15 protein-coding genes and 1 tRNA gene are annotated in these 13,988 nt (G+C 61.5%); 6 read left to right on the top strand and 10 right to left on the bottom strand.

Annotated elements, in window-relative coordinates:
• Positions 1-333: 333 nt before the first annotated feature.
• Together ASC83_RS19970 and galU are read left to right on the top strand one after the other, a co-directional pair.
• Positions 334-3,231 carry a valine--tRNA ligase gene (locus tag ASC83_RS19970; RefSeq protein WP_056066811.1) on the top strand — a complete coding sequence of 966 codons (2,898 nt, stop codon included), beginning with the start codon at positions 334-336 and terminating at the stop codon, positions 3,229-3,231.
• Positions 3,232-3,364: 133 nt separating this feature from the next.
• The gene (galU, locus tag ASC83_RS19965) at positions 3,365-4,252 is read left to right on the top strand and encodes a UTP--glucose-1-phosphate uridylyltransferase GalU (protein WP_056066808.1); all 888 of its coding nucleotides are present in this window, start codon (positions 3,365-3,367) and stop codon (positions 4,250-4,252) included.
• 83 nt (positions 4,253-4,335) lie between these two features.
• Here the strand turns inward: galU and ASC83_RS19960 are convergent, their stop codons facing one another.
• From ASC83_RS19960 to cysM, 3 genes are all read right to left on the bottom strand, one after another.
• Positions 4,336-4,563, bottom strand: a complete 228-nt coding sequence (locus ASC83_RS19960; RefSeq protein ID WP_056067086.1) for a sulfurtransferase TusA family protein — start codon at positions 4,561-4,563, stop codon at positions 4,336-4,338.
• A gap of 5 nt (positions 4,564-4,568) precedes the next feature.
• Positions 4,569-5,153: an NUDIX domain-containing protein gene (locus tag ASC83_RS19955; RefSeq protein WP_056066805.1), complete on the bottom strand. Its 585-nt coding sequence runs from the start codon at positions 5,151-5,153 to the stop codon at positions 4,569-4,571.
• A gap of 124 nt (positions 5,154-5,277) precedes the next feature.
• A complete protein-coding gene (gene cysM, locus ASC83_RS19950; RefSeq protein ID WP_056066802.1) occupies positions 5,278-6,180 on the bottom strand; it encodes a cysteine synthase CysM in 903 nt (300 codons plus the stop codon).
• A 39-nt stretch (positions 6,181-6,219) separates the two neighbouring features.
• On the opposite strand from cysM, the gene ASC83_RS19945 reads away from it, so the two are divergent.
• A tRNA-Leu gene (locus tag ASC83_RS19945) sits at positions 6,220-6,304 on the top strand.
• 184 nt (positions 6,305-6,488) lie between these two features.
• Positions 6,489-7,316: a hypothetical protein gene (locus ASC83_RS24040; RefSeq protein ID WP_156379572.1), complete on the top strand. Its 828-nt coding sequence runs from the start codon at positions 6,489-6,491 to the stop codon at positions 7,314-7,316.
• Positions 7,317-7,343: 27 nt separating this feature from the next.
• Here ASC83_RS24040 and ASC83_RS19940 read toward each other — a convergent pair whose 3' ends face one another.
• Genes ASC83_RS19940 through ASC83_RS19930 form a run of 3 tightly spaced genes read right to left on the bottom strand, consistent with a single transcriptional unit; the run spans position 7,344 to position 8,190 of the window.
• On the bottom strand, positions 7,344-7,592 hold the full coding sequence (locus ASC83_RS19940) for a hypothetical protein (RefSeq protein ID WP_056066800.1): 249 nt from the start codon (positions 7,590-7,592) through the stop codon (positions 7,344-7,346).
• Between the two features lie 17 nt (positions 7,593-7,609).
• Positions 7,610-7,804 (bottom strand): hypothetical protein, encoded by a 195-nt coding sequence (locus ASC83_RS19935; protein WP_056066797.1) that lies wholly within the window; start codon positions 7,802-7,804, stop codon positions 7,610-7,612.
• 32 nt (positions 7,805-7,836) lie between these two features.
• Positions 7,837-8,190, bottom strand: a complete 354-nt coding sequence (locus ASC83_RS19930) for a hypothetical protein (protein ID WP_056066794.1) — start codon at positions 8,188-8,190, stop codon at positions 7,837-7,839.
• 190 nt (positions 8,191-8,380) lie between these two features.
• On the opposite strand from ASC83_RS19930, the gene ASC83_RS19925 reads away from it, so the two are divergent.
• Positions 8,381-9,163 carry a hypothetical protein gene (locus ASC83_RS19925; RefSeq protein WP_156379571.1) on the top strand — a complete coding sequence of 261 codons (783 nt, stop codon included), beginning with the start codon at positions 8,381-8,383 and terminating at the stop codon, positions 9,161-9,163.
• A gap of 698 nt (positions 9,164-9,861) precedes the next feature.
• Here the strand turns inward: ASC83_RS19925 and ASC83_RS23700 are convergent.
• Positions 9,862-10,335 carry a Panacea domain-containing protein gene (locus ASC83_RS23700; protein ID WP_082522536.1) on the bottom strand — a complete coding sequence of 158 codons (474 nt, stop codon included), beginning with the start codon at positions 10,333-10,335 and terminating at the stop codon, positions 9,862-9,864.
• 394 nt (positions 10,336-10,729) lie between these two features.
• Here ASC83_RS23700 and ASC83_RS19915 point away from each other — a divergent pair, with 394 nt between their 5' ends.
• Entirely contained in the window at positions 10,730-11,032 is a 303-nt protein-coding gene (locus ASC83_RS19915) for a helix-turn-helix domain-containing protein (RefSeq protein ID WP_056066784.1), read from the top strand.
• 539 nt (positions 11,033-11,571) lie between these two features.
• Here ASC83_RS19915 and ASC83_RS19910 read toward each other — a convergent pair.
• The 3 genes from ASC83_RS19910 to ASC83_RS19900 form a co-directional block, all read right to left on the bottom strand.
• On the bottom strand, positions 11,572-12,441 hold the full coding sequence (locus tag ASC83_RS19910) for a DUF6279 family lipoprotein (protein ID WP_235509429.1): 870 nt from the start codon (positions 12,439-12,441) through the stop codon (positions 11,572-11,574).
• A gap of 184 nt (positions 12,442-12,625) precedes the next feature.
• Positions 12,626-12,841, bottom strand: a complete 216-nt coding sequence (locus ASC83_RS19905) for a hypothetical protein (RefSeq protein WP_015015343.1) — start codon at positions 12,839-12,841, stop codon at positions 12,626-12,628.
• Positions 12,842-12,928: 87 nt separating this feature from the next.
• On the bottom strand, positions 12,929-13,873 hold the full coding sequence (locus tag ASC83_RS19900; protein WP_056066774.1) for a LysR family transcriptional regulator: 945 nt from the start codon (positions 13,871-13,873) through the stop codon (positions 12,929-12,931).
• Positions 13,874-13,988: the final 115 nt, after the last annotated feature.

Here is a 13,988-nt window from a genome sequence, read left to right as displayed (position 1 = left end):
CGGCCCGGCACCGTGGCACCGGAAGGCTGAACGCCCCCGCAAGCCACCGCACCAGTCCTTGTTGTAAATCGTGATCCGTAGAACTTGGTCCGCGTTGCCGCGCCCTCCTCGCTCTGTGGGGCGGGATTATCAGGACGCATTCACCCGCGCACCCAGGCTCAAGGTAACCATTGGAAAGAATCGGCCGACAGACGGCGCGCAATGGCCAAACGGCCCAAGCCCCCGCGGGGCCAGCGCCGGGGTGGCGGTCCCTTAAAATGTGCGGTTCACCCTCTTGTTCGTCGGAGCGCTCCCTGCGGCCGCTCCGCCCCACTGCCCCCACTGCGACACCCCATGAGCACGCCCCAACCACAACCCGGCCTCGAAAGCCTGTCCAAGTCGTTTGAACCTGCCGCACTGGAAGCCCACTGGGGCCCCGAATGGGAAAAGCGCGGCTATGGCACCGCAGGCCACCGTGGCACGGGTCAGCCCCAGGCGGGCGAGCCCGCCTTCTCCATCCAGCTGCCCCCGCCCAACGTCACAGGCACGCTGCACATGGGCCATGCATTCAACCAGACGATCATGGACAGCCTCACGCGCTACCACCGCATGCGCGGCTTCAACACGGTGTGGGTGCCGGGCACCGACCACGCGGGCATCGCCACGCAGATCGTGGTGGAGCGCCAGCTGCAGGAGCAAGGCATCAGCCGCTACGACATGGGCCCCACCCCGCCCGAGGCGCGCAAGAACTTTGTGAGCAAGGTGTGGGAGTGGAAGGAAAAGTCCGGCAACACCATCACCACGCAGATGCGCCGCATGGGCGACAGCGTGGACTGGAGCCGTGAATACTTCACCATGGACGACAAGCTCTCCAAGGTGGTGACCGACACCTTCGTGAAGCTCTACGAGCAGGGCCTGATCTACCGCGGCAAGCGCCTGGTGAACTGGGACCCGAAGCTGCAGTCCGCCGTGTCCGACCTGGAAGTCGAGAGCGAAGAAAAAGACGGCTCGCTCTGGCACATCGCCTACCCGCTGGCCGATGGATCGGGCAGCCTGACGGTGGCCACCACCCGGCCTGAAACCATGCTGGGCGACGTGGCGCTGATGGTGCACCCCGAGGATGCACGCTACACCCACCTCATCGGCAAGATGGTCAACCTGCCGCTGTGCGACCGCCAGATCCCGGTGATCGCCGACGAGTACGTCGACAAGGAATTTGGCACGGGCGTGGTGAAGGTGACGCCAGCACACGACCAAAACGACTACGCCGTGGGCCAGCGCCACAAGCTGCCCATGATCGTGGTGCTGACCCTGCAGGCCACCATCAACGAGAACGCCCCCGCCAAGTACCAGGGCATGGACCGCTTCGTCGCCCGCAAGGCCGTGGTGGCCGACCTCGAAGCCCTCGGCGCGCTGGTCGAGGTGAAGAAGCACAAGCTCATGGTGCCGATCTGCACCCGCACCGGCCAGGTGATCGAGCCCATGCTGACCGACCAGTGGTTCGTGGCCATGAGCAAGGTGAGCGACCAGGACCCCACGGGCAAGAGCATTGCGCAAAAGGCCATCGACGCGGTGGCCAGCGGCGAAGTGACCTTTGTGCCCGAGAACTGGGTGAACACCTACAACCAGTGGATGAACAACATCCAGGACTGGTGCATCAGCCGCCAGCTGTGGTGGGGCCACCAGATTCCGGCCTGGTACGACGAAGAAGGCAACGTGATCGTGGCCCGCGACGAAGCCGAAGCCCAGGCCAAGGCGCCCGGCAAGAAGCTGCGTCGCGACGAGGACGTGCTGGACACCTGGTACTCGTCCGCCCTCGTGCCCTTCAGCACCATGGGCTGGCCCGACCAGGGCGACAGCGCCACCGACGACTTCAACCTGTACCTGCCCAGCACCGTGCTGGTCACGGGCTACGACATCATTTTCTTCTGGGTCGCCCGGATGATCATGATGACCACGCACTTCACGGGCCGCGTGCCGTTCAAGCATGTGTACATCCACGGCCTGGTGCGCGACGCGCAGGGCAAGAAGATGTCCAAGTCCGAAGGCAACGTGCTCGACCCGGTGGACCTGATCGACGGCATTGCGCTGGAGCCCCTGCTCGACAAGCGCACCACCGGCCTGCGCAAGCCCGAGACCGCGCCCACCGTGCGCAAGAACACGCAAAAGGAATTCCCCGAGGGCATTCCGGCCTATGGCGCTGATGCGCTGCGCTTTACCTTTGCCGCACTGGCATCGCTGGGCCGCAGCATCAACTTCGACAGCAAGCGCTGCGAGGGCTACCGCAACTTCTGCAACAAGCTCTGGAACGCCAGCCGCTTTGTGCTGATGAACTGCGAAGGCCAGGACTGCGGCCTGAAGGAGCACACCAAGGAAGAATGCCAACCCGGCGGCCCGGCCCACGGCTACATGCAGTTCAGCCAGGCCGACCGCTGGATCAGCTCGCTGCTGCAAAAGACCGAGGCCGAAGTCGCCAAGGGCTTTGAGGAATACCGCCTGGACAACGTGGCCAACACGATCTACGACTTTGTCTGGAACGAGTACTGCGACTGGTACCTGGAGATCGCCAAGGTGCAGATCCAGAACGGCACCGAAGCGCAGCAACGCGCCACGCGCCGCACGCTGATCCGCACGCTCGAAGCCATCCTGCGCCTGGCCCACCCCATCATCCCATTCATCACCGAGGCCCTGTGGCAGGTGGTGGCACCTGTGGCCGGCATCCCGGGCGAGTCGGTCAGCATTGCGCGCTACCCCCAGGCCCAGCCCGAGAAGATCGACGAGGCCGCGATTGCCCACATGGGCCGCGTGAAGGGCCTGGTGGACGCATGCCGCGCGCTGCGGGGCGAGATGAACGTGTCCCCCTCCACCCGCCTGCCCCTGTACGTGGTGGGCGACACCGAGTTCATGCGTGGCGTGGGCCCGGTGCTACAGGCGTTGGCCAAGCTCAGCGAGGTGAAGGTGTTCGACGACGAGTCCGCCTGGGCCGCCGCCGCGCAGGCCGCGCCCGTGGCCGTGGTGGGTGACGCCCGCATGTGCCTGTACATGGAGATCGACGTGGCGGCCGAGAAGGCGCGCCTGTCCAAGGAAATCGCCCGCATCGACGGTGAGGTCACCAAGGCCAACAACAAGCTGTCCAACGAGGCTTTCGTGGCCAAGGCCCCTGCGGCGGTGATCGAGCAGGAGAAAAAGCGCATTGCCGACTTCGGCGCCACGCTGGGCAGATTGCGCGATCAGCTGACACGGCTGGGCTAAAACCCGGGCCATACTGCGCCATGGCAGCCCGTCCCGTAGGGGCTGCCCGCCTCGTTTTCATGTTTTGCCGGTGTGGGTTGCGGGCTGCAGCGCAGCCCGGGCACACCGCCACCCATCCGTCCAGAGGAGCCCCATGACTGTTGCCACGACCGTTCGCAAAGCCGTTTTCCCCGTTGCCGGACTGGGCACGCGTTTTCTGCCCGCCACCAAGGCCAGCCCGAAGGAGATGCTGCCCGTGGTGGACAAGCCACTGATCCAGTACGCAGTGGAAGAGGCCTACGCCGCCGGCATCCGCCACATGATTTTTGTGACTGGCCGCAGCAAGCGCGCCATTGAAGACCACTTCGACACCGCCTACGAGCTCGAGGCCGAGCTGGAAGCAGCCGGCAAGAAGGAACTGCTGGAGCTGGTGCGCTCCATCCAGCCCAGCGACATGGACTGCGCCTTTGTGCGCCAGCCGCGCTCGCTGGGGCTGGGCCACGCGGTGTTGTGCGCGGAGCCTCTGGTGGGCAAGGAGCCCTTTGCCGTGCTGCTGGCTGACGATTTGATGGTGGGTCCCCAGGGCGGTCAGCCCGTCCTGGCGCAGATGGCGACCGCGTTCCGCCAGCAAGGCCGCTCGGTGATCGCCGTGCAAGAGGTGCCCGAGGACCAGGTGCACAAGTACGGCATCGTGGCGGGCGAGCCTGCCGGTGGCCCGTTGATCCGCATCCAGCGCATTGTCGAAAAGCCCAAGGCGGCCGATGCCCCCTCGCGCATGGGCGTGGCGGGCCGCTACATCCTCACGCCCGGCGTATTTGACGAGATCCGCAACCAGCCACGGGGCGTGGGCGGCGAGATCCAGCTCACCGACGGCATTGCGCGCCTGATGAACAATGAAGCCGTCTACGCGTTCCAGTACGAAGGCAAGCGCTACGACTGCGGCAGCAAGGAAGGGTTTCTGGAAGCGACGGTGGAACTGGCCCTACAGCACCCGCAGGTGGGGGCGCACTTCCGGGACTACCTGAAGAACCTGGCGCTGTAAACGCAGTCGGCCAAGCCCTCTAAAACTTCATAATCGATAGCTGCCCGTGCTTATTGGATAAGCGCTGGCAGCTATTTTTACGTTCAACGGCGGCGCAGGATGTGGATGAACTCCTCGCCCACGGTCTGTTGCTCCACCAGCTCGTTGCCGGTCTGCTTGGCAAACGCCTGAAAGTCGCGCAGCGATCCGTTGTCTGTCGCCACCACCTTGAGCAGCTGGCCGCTGGCCATGTCCGACAGCGCCTTCTTGGCCTTGAGGATGGGCAGGGGGCAGTTCAGGCCCCGGGTGTCGATTTCTTTGTGAATGTCCATGGTCATCAATCCTTTGGCGGCGTCGCGGCCGGGGCTTGTTCGTCCAGCCCACGGCGGCGTTCTGCATTTTCTTCGGCCGTGAAAAACACGGGCTCGTGGCCCCGTGTGCGCAGCCAGTCGGCCAGCGCGTAGCCCGTGCCCGCAGGCCAGCATTTGAGGTCTGGCAGATCGTACAGTCGGTAGTCCACCAGCTCCGGCGACAGTTGCACCTGCCCGGTGGCCACCACGTGGTAGGCAATGATGACCTGGTTCATGCGCAAAAACTCGTAGGCCCCCACCAGGGTGGCGGACTGCACATCGAGGTTGGTCTCTTCCTTGACCTCGCGCGCAATGCCCTCCTGGGGCGACTCGCCCGCCTCCATGAAGCCGGTGATCAGCGCAAACATCTTGCCGGGCCACGCCGCATTGCGCGCCAGCAGCACCTTGCCGTCGATCTCCACAATGGCAGCCAGCACGGGCGTGGGATTGTTCCAGTGCGTCCAGCCGCAGGCGGGGCAGCGCAGCCGCTCCTTGTCGCCGCCATCCTCGGCCAGCGTGATGGGCTGCAACTCGGTGGCACAGTGGGGGCAAAAACGAACTTCGTAGGGCATACGCTATCTTTTATGTAGCTGCTGAGGCATGTTCAACTAGCACAAGCAGCCATTCTGATTCAAAAACCTGCGAGGAGGCACCCGGCAATGCCCATGGAGCCCATTGCGCAGGCCATTCCACAGGTCACGCAGGAAACACCCCGGTCGACAAATACCGGTCGCCCCGATCGCACACGATGAACACGATGGTGGCATTGCTGTCGCGCGAAGCGATCTGCTGCGCCACCCAGCACGCGCCTGCAGCCGAGATGCCGGCAAAAATGCCCTCTTCGCGCGCGAGGCGACGGCACATGTCTTCGGCGCTGTCCTGGCTCACATACACCAGCTCATCGACCGTGCTGGCGTCATAAATCTTGGGCAGGTACTCCTGCGGCCACTTGCGGATGCCCGGGATGCGCGAGCCTTCTTCGGGCTGTGCACCAATGATCTGGATGGCAGGGTTCTTCTCCTTGAGAAACCGCGACACGCCCGTGATGGTGCCCGTGGTGCCCATGGCGCTCACGAAGTGGGTGATGCGCCCGCCGGTCTGCTCCCAGATCTCGGGGCCCGTGGTTTCGTAGTGAATGCGGGGGTTGTCGGGGTTGCCAAACTGGTCCAGCACCTTGCCCTCACCACGCTTTTGCATGGCCTCGGCCAGGTCACGGGCGTGCTCCATGCCGCCGCTCTTGGGCGTGAGTACCAGTTCTGCACCAAAGGCCTTCATGGTCTGGGCGCGTTCGATGGATAAGTCCTCAGGCATCACCAGCACCATGCGGTAGCCCTTGATGGCCGCGGCCATCGCCAAAGCGATGCCGGTATTGCCCGACGTGGCCTCGATCAGCGTGTCGCCAGGGCGGATGTCGCCACGCTCTTCGGCGCGGCGGATCATCGACAGTGCAGGCCGGTCCTTGACGGACCCCGCCGGGTTGTTGCCTTCCAGCTTGCCGAGCACCACATTGCCCCGCGCGGCGTTGTCCTGGGCCCCAATGCGCTGCAGCGCCACCAGCGGCGTGTTGCCTACCGCGTCTTCAATCGTCGGATATTTCATACGCCCTACTGTGCCATAATTCAGGGCTTCACATATTCCGCCCGGGTGGTGAAATTGGTAGACGCAGGGGACTCAAAATCCCCCGCCGCAAGGCGTGCCGGTTCGATTCCGGCCCCGGGCACCATAGCTTTCTAGCTATATTTTTTGCAGCATGTTCCGCGTTCGTTCGCCGGGGCGTTCCGCAAACGAAAGACAAAGGCCTCCAGGCATCAGCCTCGGGGCCTTTTTTCGTGGTGCCGAGCACGCCTCAAATCGCGCGAAGCTTGAGTCAGCTACCCGCCGCTTACACTGGCACAACGGAGGTCCAGATGTCATTTTTGGAGATGATTGCTGGTTGGGTTAGCCAAGCAGCCGGAGTGGTTGGCGGCATAGCGCGCAAGGTTTCTGCCGTTGCAGACGCTGTCACAGATATCGCTGATGCTGGGAGAAGCCTTCCAAATGGGGCGCTCCACTATCGTTCACCAACGTATCCTACCCAATCAAGGCAAATACCAAGGTTTCCGGAACGCATGGCTGGTGCTGCGACAGCTCTTCGTGTAGATGAAATATTGGAACGAGTAACTGCACTTGAAAGTGACACCAGTTTCAGAACCCAAAATCAGTCCATCGAGCTGGAATTCGTTGCATTGATTCTTGGCATGCAGTCACAGAATCGCTACGCCTCGAACATTCGACTGCACTCGGCGAACCTTCAAATCCATCTTCAAACCATACGAAATGTGACAGGCTTGCTGGATGACGTGAATCGCCAACGCCTTGCACTCAAGCGACTCATGCGTACCGTAAACCATCTGATCAACGTACAAGGTCTAAGAAGCAGGGTAGAGCCAATCGAAGGGGTAGATGTTGAGATGCGACGTGGCGCCATCTCGCTCAACAGCGCTTACCAAGCGTTCGAAAAAACACAAGAACTTCTGCGAACCGAGTTGCTCGCTTTTGGGCACTCAAACAATGACTTAACAATCAAAGCACAAACCCTTCTGAAGCAGGCAACTCCAGATCAGCGTCAATGGCTTACTCACGCTGTGCTTCCGGCAATGTCGAAAGCAAATGAGGCGGCAAAAAATCTGTATGACGAATTGCGTGACATGCCCCATTTGGAAAAAGAAACGCGCGCCGAACTGAGTGAGATTTAGCGCTGCACACTCTGATGGAGGACAGAGTCACTCGCCGAGCTTTTGTCGTGCCAAAAGATGGGCGCACTCAAAAAATACTTCTTCTGGAATCTCCCACTCGTCATTGCCGACTTTAGCTCCAGCAGTCGAGTCGCCGAACTCGATACGGAAAATTGCGTATTTGAGCGCGACAGGTAAGACGTCTAACTTCTGTGTCTGAATCTCAGCTCCAGGCATGCAAATGTCGACGGAAAAAGATCCAGAAGGCGTCCTTTTGATTGTGTAAGTGCCGGCCATGCGCTGCCCGTACGCCCTTATGGGTTCATGGCTAAAAAGCAAAAGCCCGAGACTTTCAACGCCACGGCCAGGAAGGGCCCCTCCTTGCGCACGGTGCCCGTGGCGGTGGAACTCACGGCATAGCCATCGTCTAGCGCGGCGAAGGTAAGGGGCTGGTCAGCCCAGGCGGGAATGCAGGTTGTCAGGATGGCGGCGGCCATGACATGGCGCATGAGGTCTCCAGTGCTGAATGTGCACCGATTCTCTACGGTGGCGACGGAAACTCATCTTCCACCAGTCCAATCATCTGAAGCTGCGAGCGGATCATGGAGAGATCACCCAGCGCGAAGACGATTTGAGCATCCTCCTCGAAGCTGCTGCGTTGCTGAATCCGGGAAAGTTGCTTGCAGGCGTCTTGCAGCTTCGCAAGACGGTCGAGGACGTAGGCATCAGACTGGCTGGCGCTAACCACAGCCAGTCGAATCCGAGTCAACAGAGGTAGAAGATCCCTGCGCCCTGCTTGCGTGCTATTCCTGAAGTTCGACCAGAAGGCTTCAAGATCAGACATCGCCTTCTCGGCGCGCGACTTTGTTTCATCAGGCCATTGCTTTGGGGTCATCGGTCACTCCTTGGTCGGGATGACGAATGATGCCCCCTGAAGGCCGAACAGCGCCTGCGGCCAAATTTCGCAGTTCGGCGCCCATTGCAGCAGGCGTGAGAAAAGCCCGCGCGGGGCGGGGTGCAAACCCCAGTGTGGGCGACTGGCACAAGCAATATCGCCTGCTAGAGTGCTGTATGGAGGTATTTCAATGAACCCAGCATCTCGAATAAGCGCAGTGGTGGAAGCATTCTTGCCGTTGTCCCACGGGGAAGCGCAGGTGTCCGGCTGGCATCGGTGGCTCTCTTCAGTAGGTGTGGATGTGTCCGACGACAGCGTGATACTGGCTCTACGTGCTATCCGCAAAGAACTCCGAACCCTCGAAACCAAGCTCAAGCTGTTGGAAGTCCCTGAGGCCCTTTATGCGAGGACGTTAACTGGTCTCAATGACGTTTTCCAGACCACACACCTTCATCAGGGATGGGGGTCTGTCCACGCCAAAGTCACCTCTGCGGAGGTTCGGGCAAATCTTGCCTGGATGGAGTGGACCCTTTCCAAGTTCGACGAAAACGACATTGACGCAGATGCTCTGGCAGCACTGATTCAAGCGATTGCTGATCAGGAAGACCTGCTCCGAAACGCAGATTTGCCGGATGGATTGAGAGACTTATTGGAAAGCCAAATAGAAGAGTTGCGCATCGCACTCATGCTCTACCGCCTGAACGGTGTCCAGCCCATCGTCGATGCCGTGAATAAGCAAGTCGGCGAAATGACAAACGCCCCTGAAGAACTGGTGACGGCCGTCGCACAGGCGGGGCCAGAAGCACAGAAGGCCGTATCTAAGGGTATGGACCTGATCTCCAAAGCCGCAAAGGTGGCGGAAACCGGATCCAAGATCGTGAAGTTTGGGAAAGATCTTTACGAACTTGGAGCGTCAGGATACGCAGCTTTTGGTCAGCTCTTTCTCCAAGGGCCGACCACAGGAGGAAGCTGAACAGCAAGCTTCTTCATCCCCCTGCCAGGCTGGTCATCTTCTGGATGATGTACGAGTCGCCCTCACCTCCTGCCAAGATCGCAAAGCGAACGGGAGGAACCCGAGGCATTTCCTTTCGCCCGAAGGCCGTGCTCTCGCGAGTGGTGTAGTAGAAGGCTTCGAGATCGAACAGCGCCTGCGGCCAAGTTTCGGAGATCCGTGCCCTGCCCAGCTGACTTGAAAAAGCCCGCTTGATAGCGGGCTCTACTTGCCTGACTTCTGCGACTCTTTCGATTGACCGTTAGGAAAAAGGCCCCGGATGACCCCGAGGAACGCAGCGAGAACGCTGACAGTGACCCCGGTTGTTACCGCGATGATGACCTTGTCACTCCAGAGATCTTGTCCTCGGACACCGTTAACTACTCCAGTAGCCAGGAGCATCATTCCCCACCCCCACAAGCATGCTGAGGCAAGCCAATGAGCCTTCTCTGCATATTTCTCACGCAGAAGCCGATTTGCCTCCATATCAGCTACGACCTGATCTTTGATTACATCAGCATCGCTTCCAGAGGGCGGAGTGTCTACCTTCGGAGGTTGTTCGCCTGCGCGAACCAATGCGTCATCAATCGCACTCGTAGGTGCAGATAGCAAAAATGTGCGCCAATCCGGGCTATCCAACGCACTCGGGACCGGTCCTTTTGGAGGCTCTTCGTCAACCATTACTGAATAGTTGGGTCAGCCAAAATCTCATCGGCAGTAATGGGCGACCCGTCAGCCGGCTTAGCAGCCCAAGCTGAATTCGGTTGATGCGTCAGAGCTGACAATGCAGGCCCATCAAGATGCCCGTATTTGGCAATGACTGCGTCAATCAGCGCCCAGGTATCCAAATCTGTTGGAGGGACAGTCGGAACATTCATTGCATAGCCATTTGGACTAAGCGATAACGTCGTGGCCAGCTTATCGATTGGTCGATAACCATAGGCCTTGAACTCATGGTAAATCGAAGGAATAACTGGTCCATGAGTCCAGCGCGCAAAACTGTCATCCAGAAGAGGCACTCTTCGCCCCTTCAAGTACCACGCATGCGCGAAAAACATCAGCTTCTGCAGCTTCATCGGGGAGAGATTGCGCAAATATCCCCCAGTCGCCCGCTGGACGAAAGCGTTAGCGACTGCATAAGCAGAATAAGCCATAGCAACTCCTCCAGTTGGTTAAAAGCTGTACAAATGCACAGTAGACAGCCTCAGATTCTAGCAGTATGGCTCATATTTGGGTAACCTACCGTGACATACAAGGGTGATGGCATCTTGCCGCATCGAACTAGAGGAGGCCCACTATAGGAACATTCAGCCCAACACACTGAGTCATCGTCTTGGTGATGATCACGCCGCTGCTGGTGGTGACCACCTCTGGCGCATCCTGCAGCGCGCCAACTTCACCGGTGCGCGGACTCTGTTGAGTCTCGGAGGGCTTCTCGCGTTCTACCAATCTGATTGCGAGGCGAACGCCGCCAATCGCTTGCTGGATTCTGCTGGTGAGTGGTTGCCTGGCCAAGCGTCAGTAGCATGAACGTCGGAGAATCACACCATGACACCCGAAAAGGAAATTTTCACCTCCGCAGAAGTCGCCCAGATGATGGGCTGTGCGACTTCTACTATTGATGAGCATGCCCGCAACCGCGTGTTACCAGGCATACGAATGGGGCACGAATGGCGGTTCCAGCGTGAGGCCTTCATGAAGGCCATCAACACCCTGGCCGTCACAGGGGAGCTGCATCGGGAGTCGCCAAAGCGCAAAGCCAAGGCGAAGGCCGCGGACAGAGCCAAGGGAGCAAAGCCCAGTCGCCGCAACCTCATCCCCGAACTACCTACACTGAGTTCAGTCGGATAGACAGATCCTCGCCTCTCAATGAGGCGTAGCGCAGCACCATGCAGAAGCTGTTCCAGCTTGGCACCGGTGGTGCTGGGGAATACGGTGGTGGATAGCCCCGCTGACCCGACCTCGCCAATCACAAAGCCATGCTCTGACATCGACGTATTCTTAGGCGGCCGCAAGAATGAGTCAGAACCCCAAACCCTCATAGAATCGAGAAACCACACCGGACTCAAAATCCCCCGCCGCAAGGCGTGCCGGTTCGATTCCGGCCCCGGGCACCACAGTCAACAAGGCCGGTAGCTTCCACGAGCTATCGGCCTTTTTGCTGGGCCAGCCGCTGTGGCGGCGGCATGTGATTTCTGCACACCTCCACACCCAGCCACCGCCATGACCGCCCAGGATCTGATCGCGCACGCCACCGTGCTGGCCTACCGGCTGGCGGGTTATGCCCTGCAGAACATGGCCGAGGATGCAGCCCTGCTGGCGATGATGTTCTGCTGACCTTCGCGTCGCGGCGGCAGCCTCTGCGCTTCGCCCCACCCTCGCGCTGCACCTCAGCGCGCAGCCAGCAACAGGAAGTCCTGCTCATAACCCTTGAGGGATTGCGCCGCACGCAGCCGGTGCGCAGGTGTCATGGCGTTGTGCAGGCGCGCAAACCCCTCGCAGCCCTCGGCCACCAGCGCTTGTGCGTAGCGCTGGTAGGCGCCATCCGGTGACGTCACCACGCGGTCCAGAAAGCCGAGCATCAGCGTGCGGGCCTGGGCGGTGTTGCCACGGTCGGCCTGGATGCTGCGCAGCACCTGCACCAGGTCTTTTTGCCGGCGTACGCGCTCGGCATAGGTCCGCTGCGGGTCGAAGGCCGACTGGGCGATAAAGGCGCGCAGCACGGCCTTCTGGGGCTCGTCCAGCGCGCCATAAAAGGTTTCGAGCCGCGACGAGAGGTCCTTGAAGCGGCGCTCGCGCATCTTGTCGGGCGATGGGTCCAGCCATTCGGATTTCCAGTCAGCGTTGCTGTCGGCCTGCTTGCGCTCCAGATTGCGGATCTGCGCCTCGGACAGCTGCGAGGCCAGCCACACCACCTTGGGCTCGGCATGGGCCAGCACCTTGTCCAGCTGTGTACGTGCCTCGTCATAGATGCGGCAGGCCTGCTCGGGGGTGATGGTCGCAGGCAACTGCTGCTGCACCTTTTGCAACAGCTCGGCATGCTGGGGCAGCATGGTGTCGCGGTGCCAGCGGTGCAGGTCGCCCAGGTCGCCCCGCACGCGCTCCGTCTGCGCGTCCGACAGGTCAAGGTAACGGTTCAGTTGCCAGTACGCCAGGTGGGGCACCTGGTTGTACGCCAGCCGCACTGTGCTGCAACCCGCCAGCAGCACACCGGCAACGGCCAGCGCGGCGATGCACAGGGTGGTGCGCAAACGGGACATAGCGGGCACGGCGGCTCCAGACAAGGGGAATGGCACAGGATAGGCCCAACGCTGCACACGGCGGGCACAGGGCCCGGATACCCCAGCCCGCGCACCAGGATTTAGCCAAAGGCACCCACCCGCACGGAGGTCCCACGCCACACCCTGCGACGGATGCGCACAAGGGGCCGGCCGACGCGCGGGGTCAGTTGTCCTGTCGCCGGATCAACTGGCGGCCACTGGCAGTGATGGCCAGCTCACCCCCCGTCCCCTTGGTGATGAAGCCCCATTCGAGCAGTCGCCCCGACACATGGTCCTTGAGCGCGTGGGGCAGCGTGATGACTTCGCCCATCTCCAGTTGCTTGAGGGTCTCGATCTCGTCCACGGTGGGGTCGAAATGCGGAGCGTGGTAAGTGGTCATGGTGGTCGCTCTCCAACAAGGTTGCTGAATGAAAGACAGACTTCCGCGCGGCCAGATTAGTTCACAGCCCCCGTGGGCGCAAGCGCGTCATCCCGCAACCGGCGGGCTACCCACCTCGGCCATGTTCTGGAGCCAGCGCGCAAACGTGGCCAGCACCGGGGGCTGGGCCTGTGCGGGGCTGATGAGGTAGTACGCCCGCTCGCCGCGCAGCGGGCGGTTGCAGGCCACCACCAGCTCGCCGCTGGCGAGTTCGGCCTCGATGAGCAGCGGCGGGATCAGCGCCACGCCCATGCCATGCGTGGCGGCCACGGCCAGCATGGAGAACAGCTCGTAGCGCGGGCCATCCAGCGCGTGCGGTGCCTCCACCCCCATCGCATCGAACCACTGGCGCCAGCCGTACGGGCGTGTGCTTTGCTGCAGCAGCGGCAGCTCGGCCAGCGCCTCGGCGGCCACGGGCTGGTGGGCGCGGCCCCGGCCCCGGGGCGCGGCCGATTCGAGCAGGCGCGGGCTGCACACGGGCACCACGTCTTCGTGCATCAGCAGTTGCGCCTGTACGCCGGGCCAGTTGGCGACCTGCTCGGGCGTGCCGGCATACAAGGCGGCATCGAAGGTGGTGTCGGCAAACAAGAAGGGGCGTGTCTGCGTGTCGATGTGCACCACGATATCGGGATGCGCCTGCGCCAGGTGCGGCAGGCGGGGGATGAGCCACCGCGTGGCAAAGGTGGGCACCGCGGCCAGCGTAAGGGTGCCGCCCTCGCCCTGGTGGGCCATCACGTCCAGCGTATCGCGCTCCAGCCCCTGCAGCCAGCGCGCCACCTGGCGGCCATAGTGCGCGCCCGCAGGCGTCAGCACCACGCCGTGGCGCGTGCGGCGAAACAGTGCCACGCCCAAAAACTCTTCCAGCGCCTGGATCTGGCGCGAGACGGCGCTTTGGGTGAGCGACAACTCCTGCGCGGCGCGGGTGTAGCTCTCGTGGCGGGCGGCCACTTCAAAACAGGCCAGGGCCTGGGTCGATGGAATGTTGCGGCGCATGATGAAGAGGAATTTTTAAGTGACCAGCCACGCCTTGGCTTAGCGAGCCGCCAGTATTCCATACATTCCATAAACGCATGTCTGGATGAAAAGAACTCGCTTGCGGGCCACCACC

The sequence above is a fragment of the Acidovorax sp. Root402 genome (assembly GCF_001425125.1).
Taxonomy (GTDB): Bacteria; Pseudomonadota; Gammaproteobacteria; order Burkholderiales; family Burkholderiaceae_C; genus Acidovorax; species Acidovorax delafieldii.
The sequence above is the reverse complement of the archived record's forward strand: the minus strand, read 5'-3'. Positions and strand labels throughout refer to the sequence as shown.

Coding starts and splice junctions, on each gene's coding strand:
- ASC83_RS19915 (WP_056066784.1), top strand. CDS start 10,730: ATGACACCCGAAAAGGAAATTTTCACCTCCGCAGAAGTCGCCCAGATG.
- ASC83_RS19940 (WP_056066800.1), bottom strand. CDS start 7,592: ATGGCCGGCACTTACACAATCAAAAGGACGCCTTCTGGATCTTTTTCC.
- ASC83_RS19925 (WP_156379571.1), top strand. CDS start 8,381: ATGAACCCAGCATCTCGAATAAGCGCAGTGGTGGAAGCATTCTTGCCG.
- ASC83_RS19960 (WP_056067086.1), bottom strand. CDS start 4,563: ATGGACATTCACAAAGAAATCGACACCCGGGGCCTGAACTGCCCCCTG.
- ASC83_RS23700 (WP_082522536.1), bottom strand. CDS start 10,335: ATGGCTTATTCTGCTTATGCAGTCGCTAACGCTTTCGTCCAGCGGGCG.
- ASC83_RS24040 (WP_156379572.1), top strand. CDS start 6,489: ATGTCATTTTTGGAGATGATTGCTGGTTGGGTTAGCCAAGCAGCCGGA.
- ASC83_RS19930 (WP_056066794.1), bottom strand. CDS start 8,190: ATGACCCCAAAGCAATGGCCTGATGAAACAAAGTCGCGCGCCGAGAAG.
- cysM (WP_056066802.1), bottom strand. CDS start 6,180: ATGAAATATCCGACGATTGAAGACGCGGTAGGCAACACGCCGCTGGTG.
- ASC83_RS19935 (WP_056066797.1), bottom strand. CDS start 7,804: ATGCGCCATGTCATGGCCGCCGCCATCCTGACAACCTGCATTCCCGCC.
- ASC83_RS19910 (WP_235509429.1), bottom strand. CDS start 12,441: ATGTCCCGTTTGCGCACCACCCTGTGCATCGCCGCGCTGGCCGTTGCC.
- ASC83_RS19900 (WP_056066774.1), bottom strand. CDS start 13,873: ATGCGCCGCAACATTCCATCGACCCAGGCCCTGGCCTGTTTTGAAGTG.
- ASC83_RS19970 (WP_056066811.1), top strand. CDS start 334: ATGAGCACGCCCCAACCACAACCCGGCCTCGAAAGCCTGTCCAAGTCG.
- ASC83_RS19905 (WP_015015343.1), bottom strand. CDS start 12,841: ATGACCACTTACCACGCTCCGCATTTCGACCCCACCGTGGACGAGATC.
- galU (WP_056066808.1), top strand. CDS start 3,365: ATGACTGTTGCCACGACCGTTCGCAAAGCCGTTTTCCCCGTTGCCGGA.
- ASC83_RS19955 (WP_056066805.1), bottom strand. CDS start 5,153: ATGCCCTACGAAGTTCGTTTTTGCCCCCACTGTGCCACCGAGTTGCAG.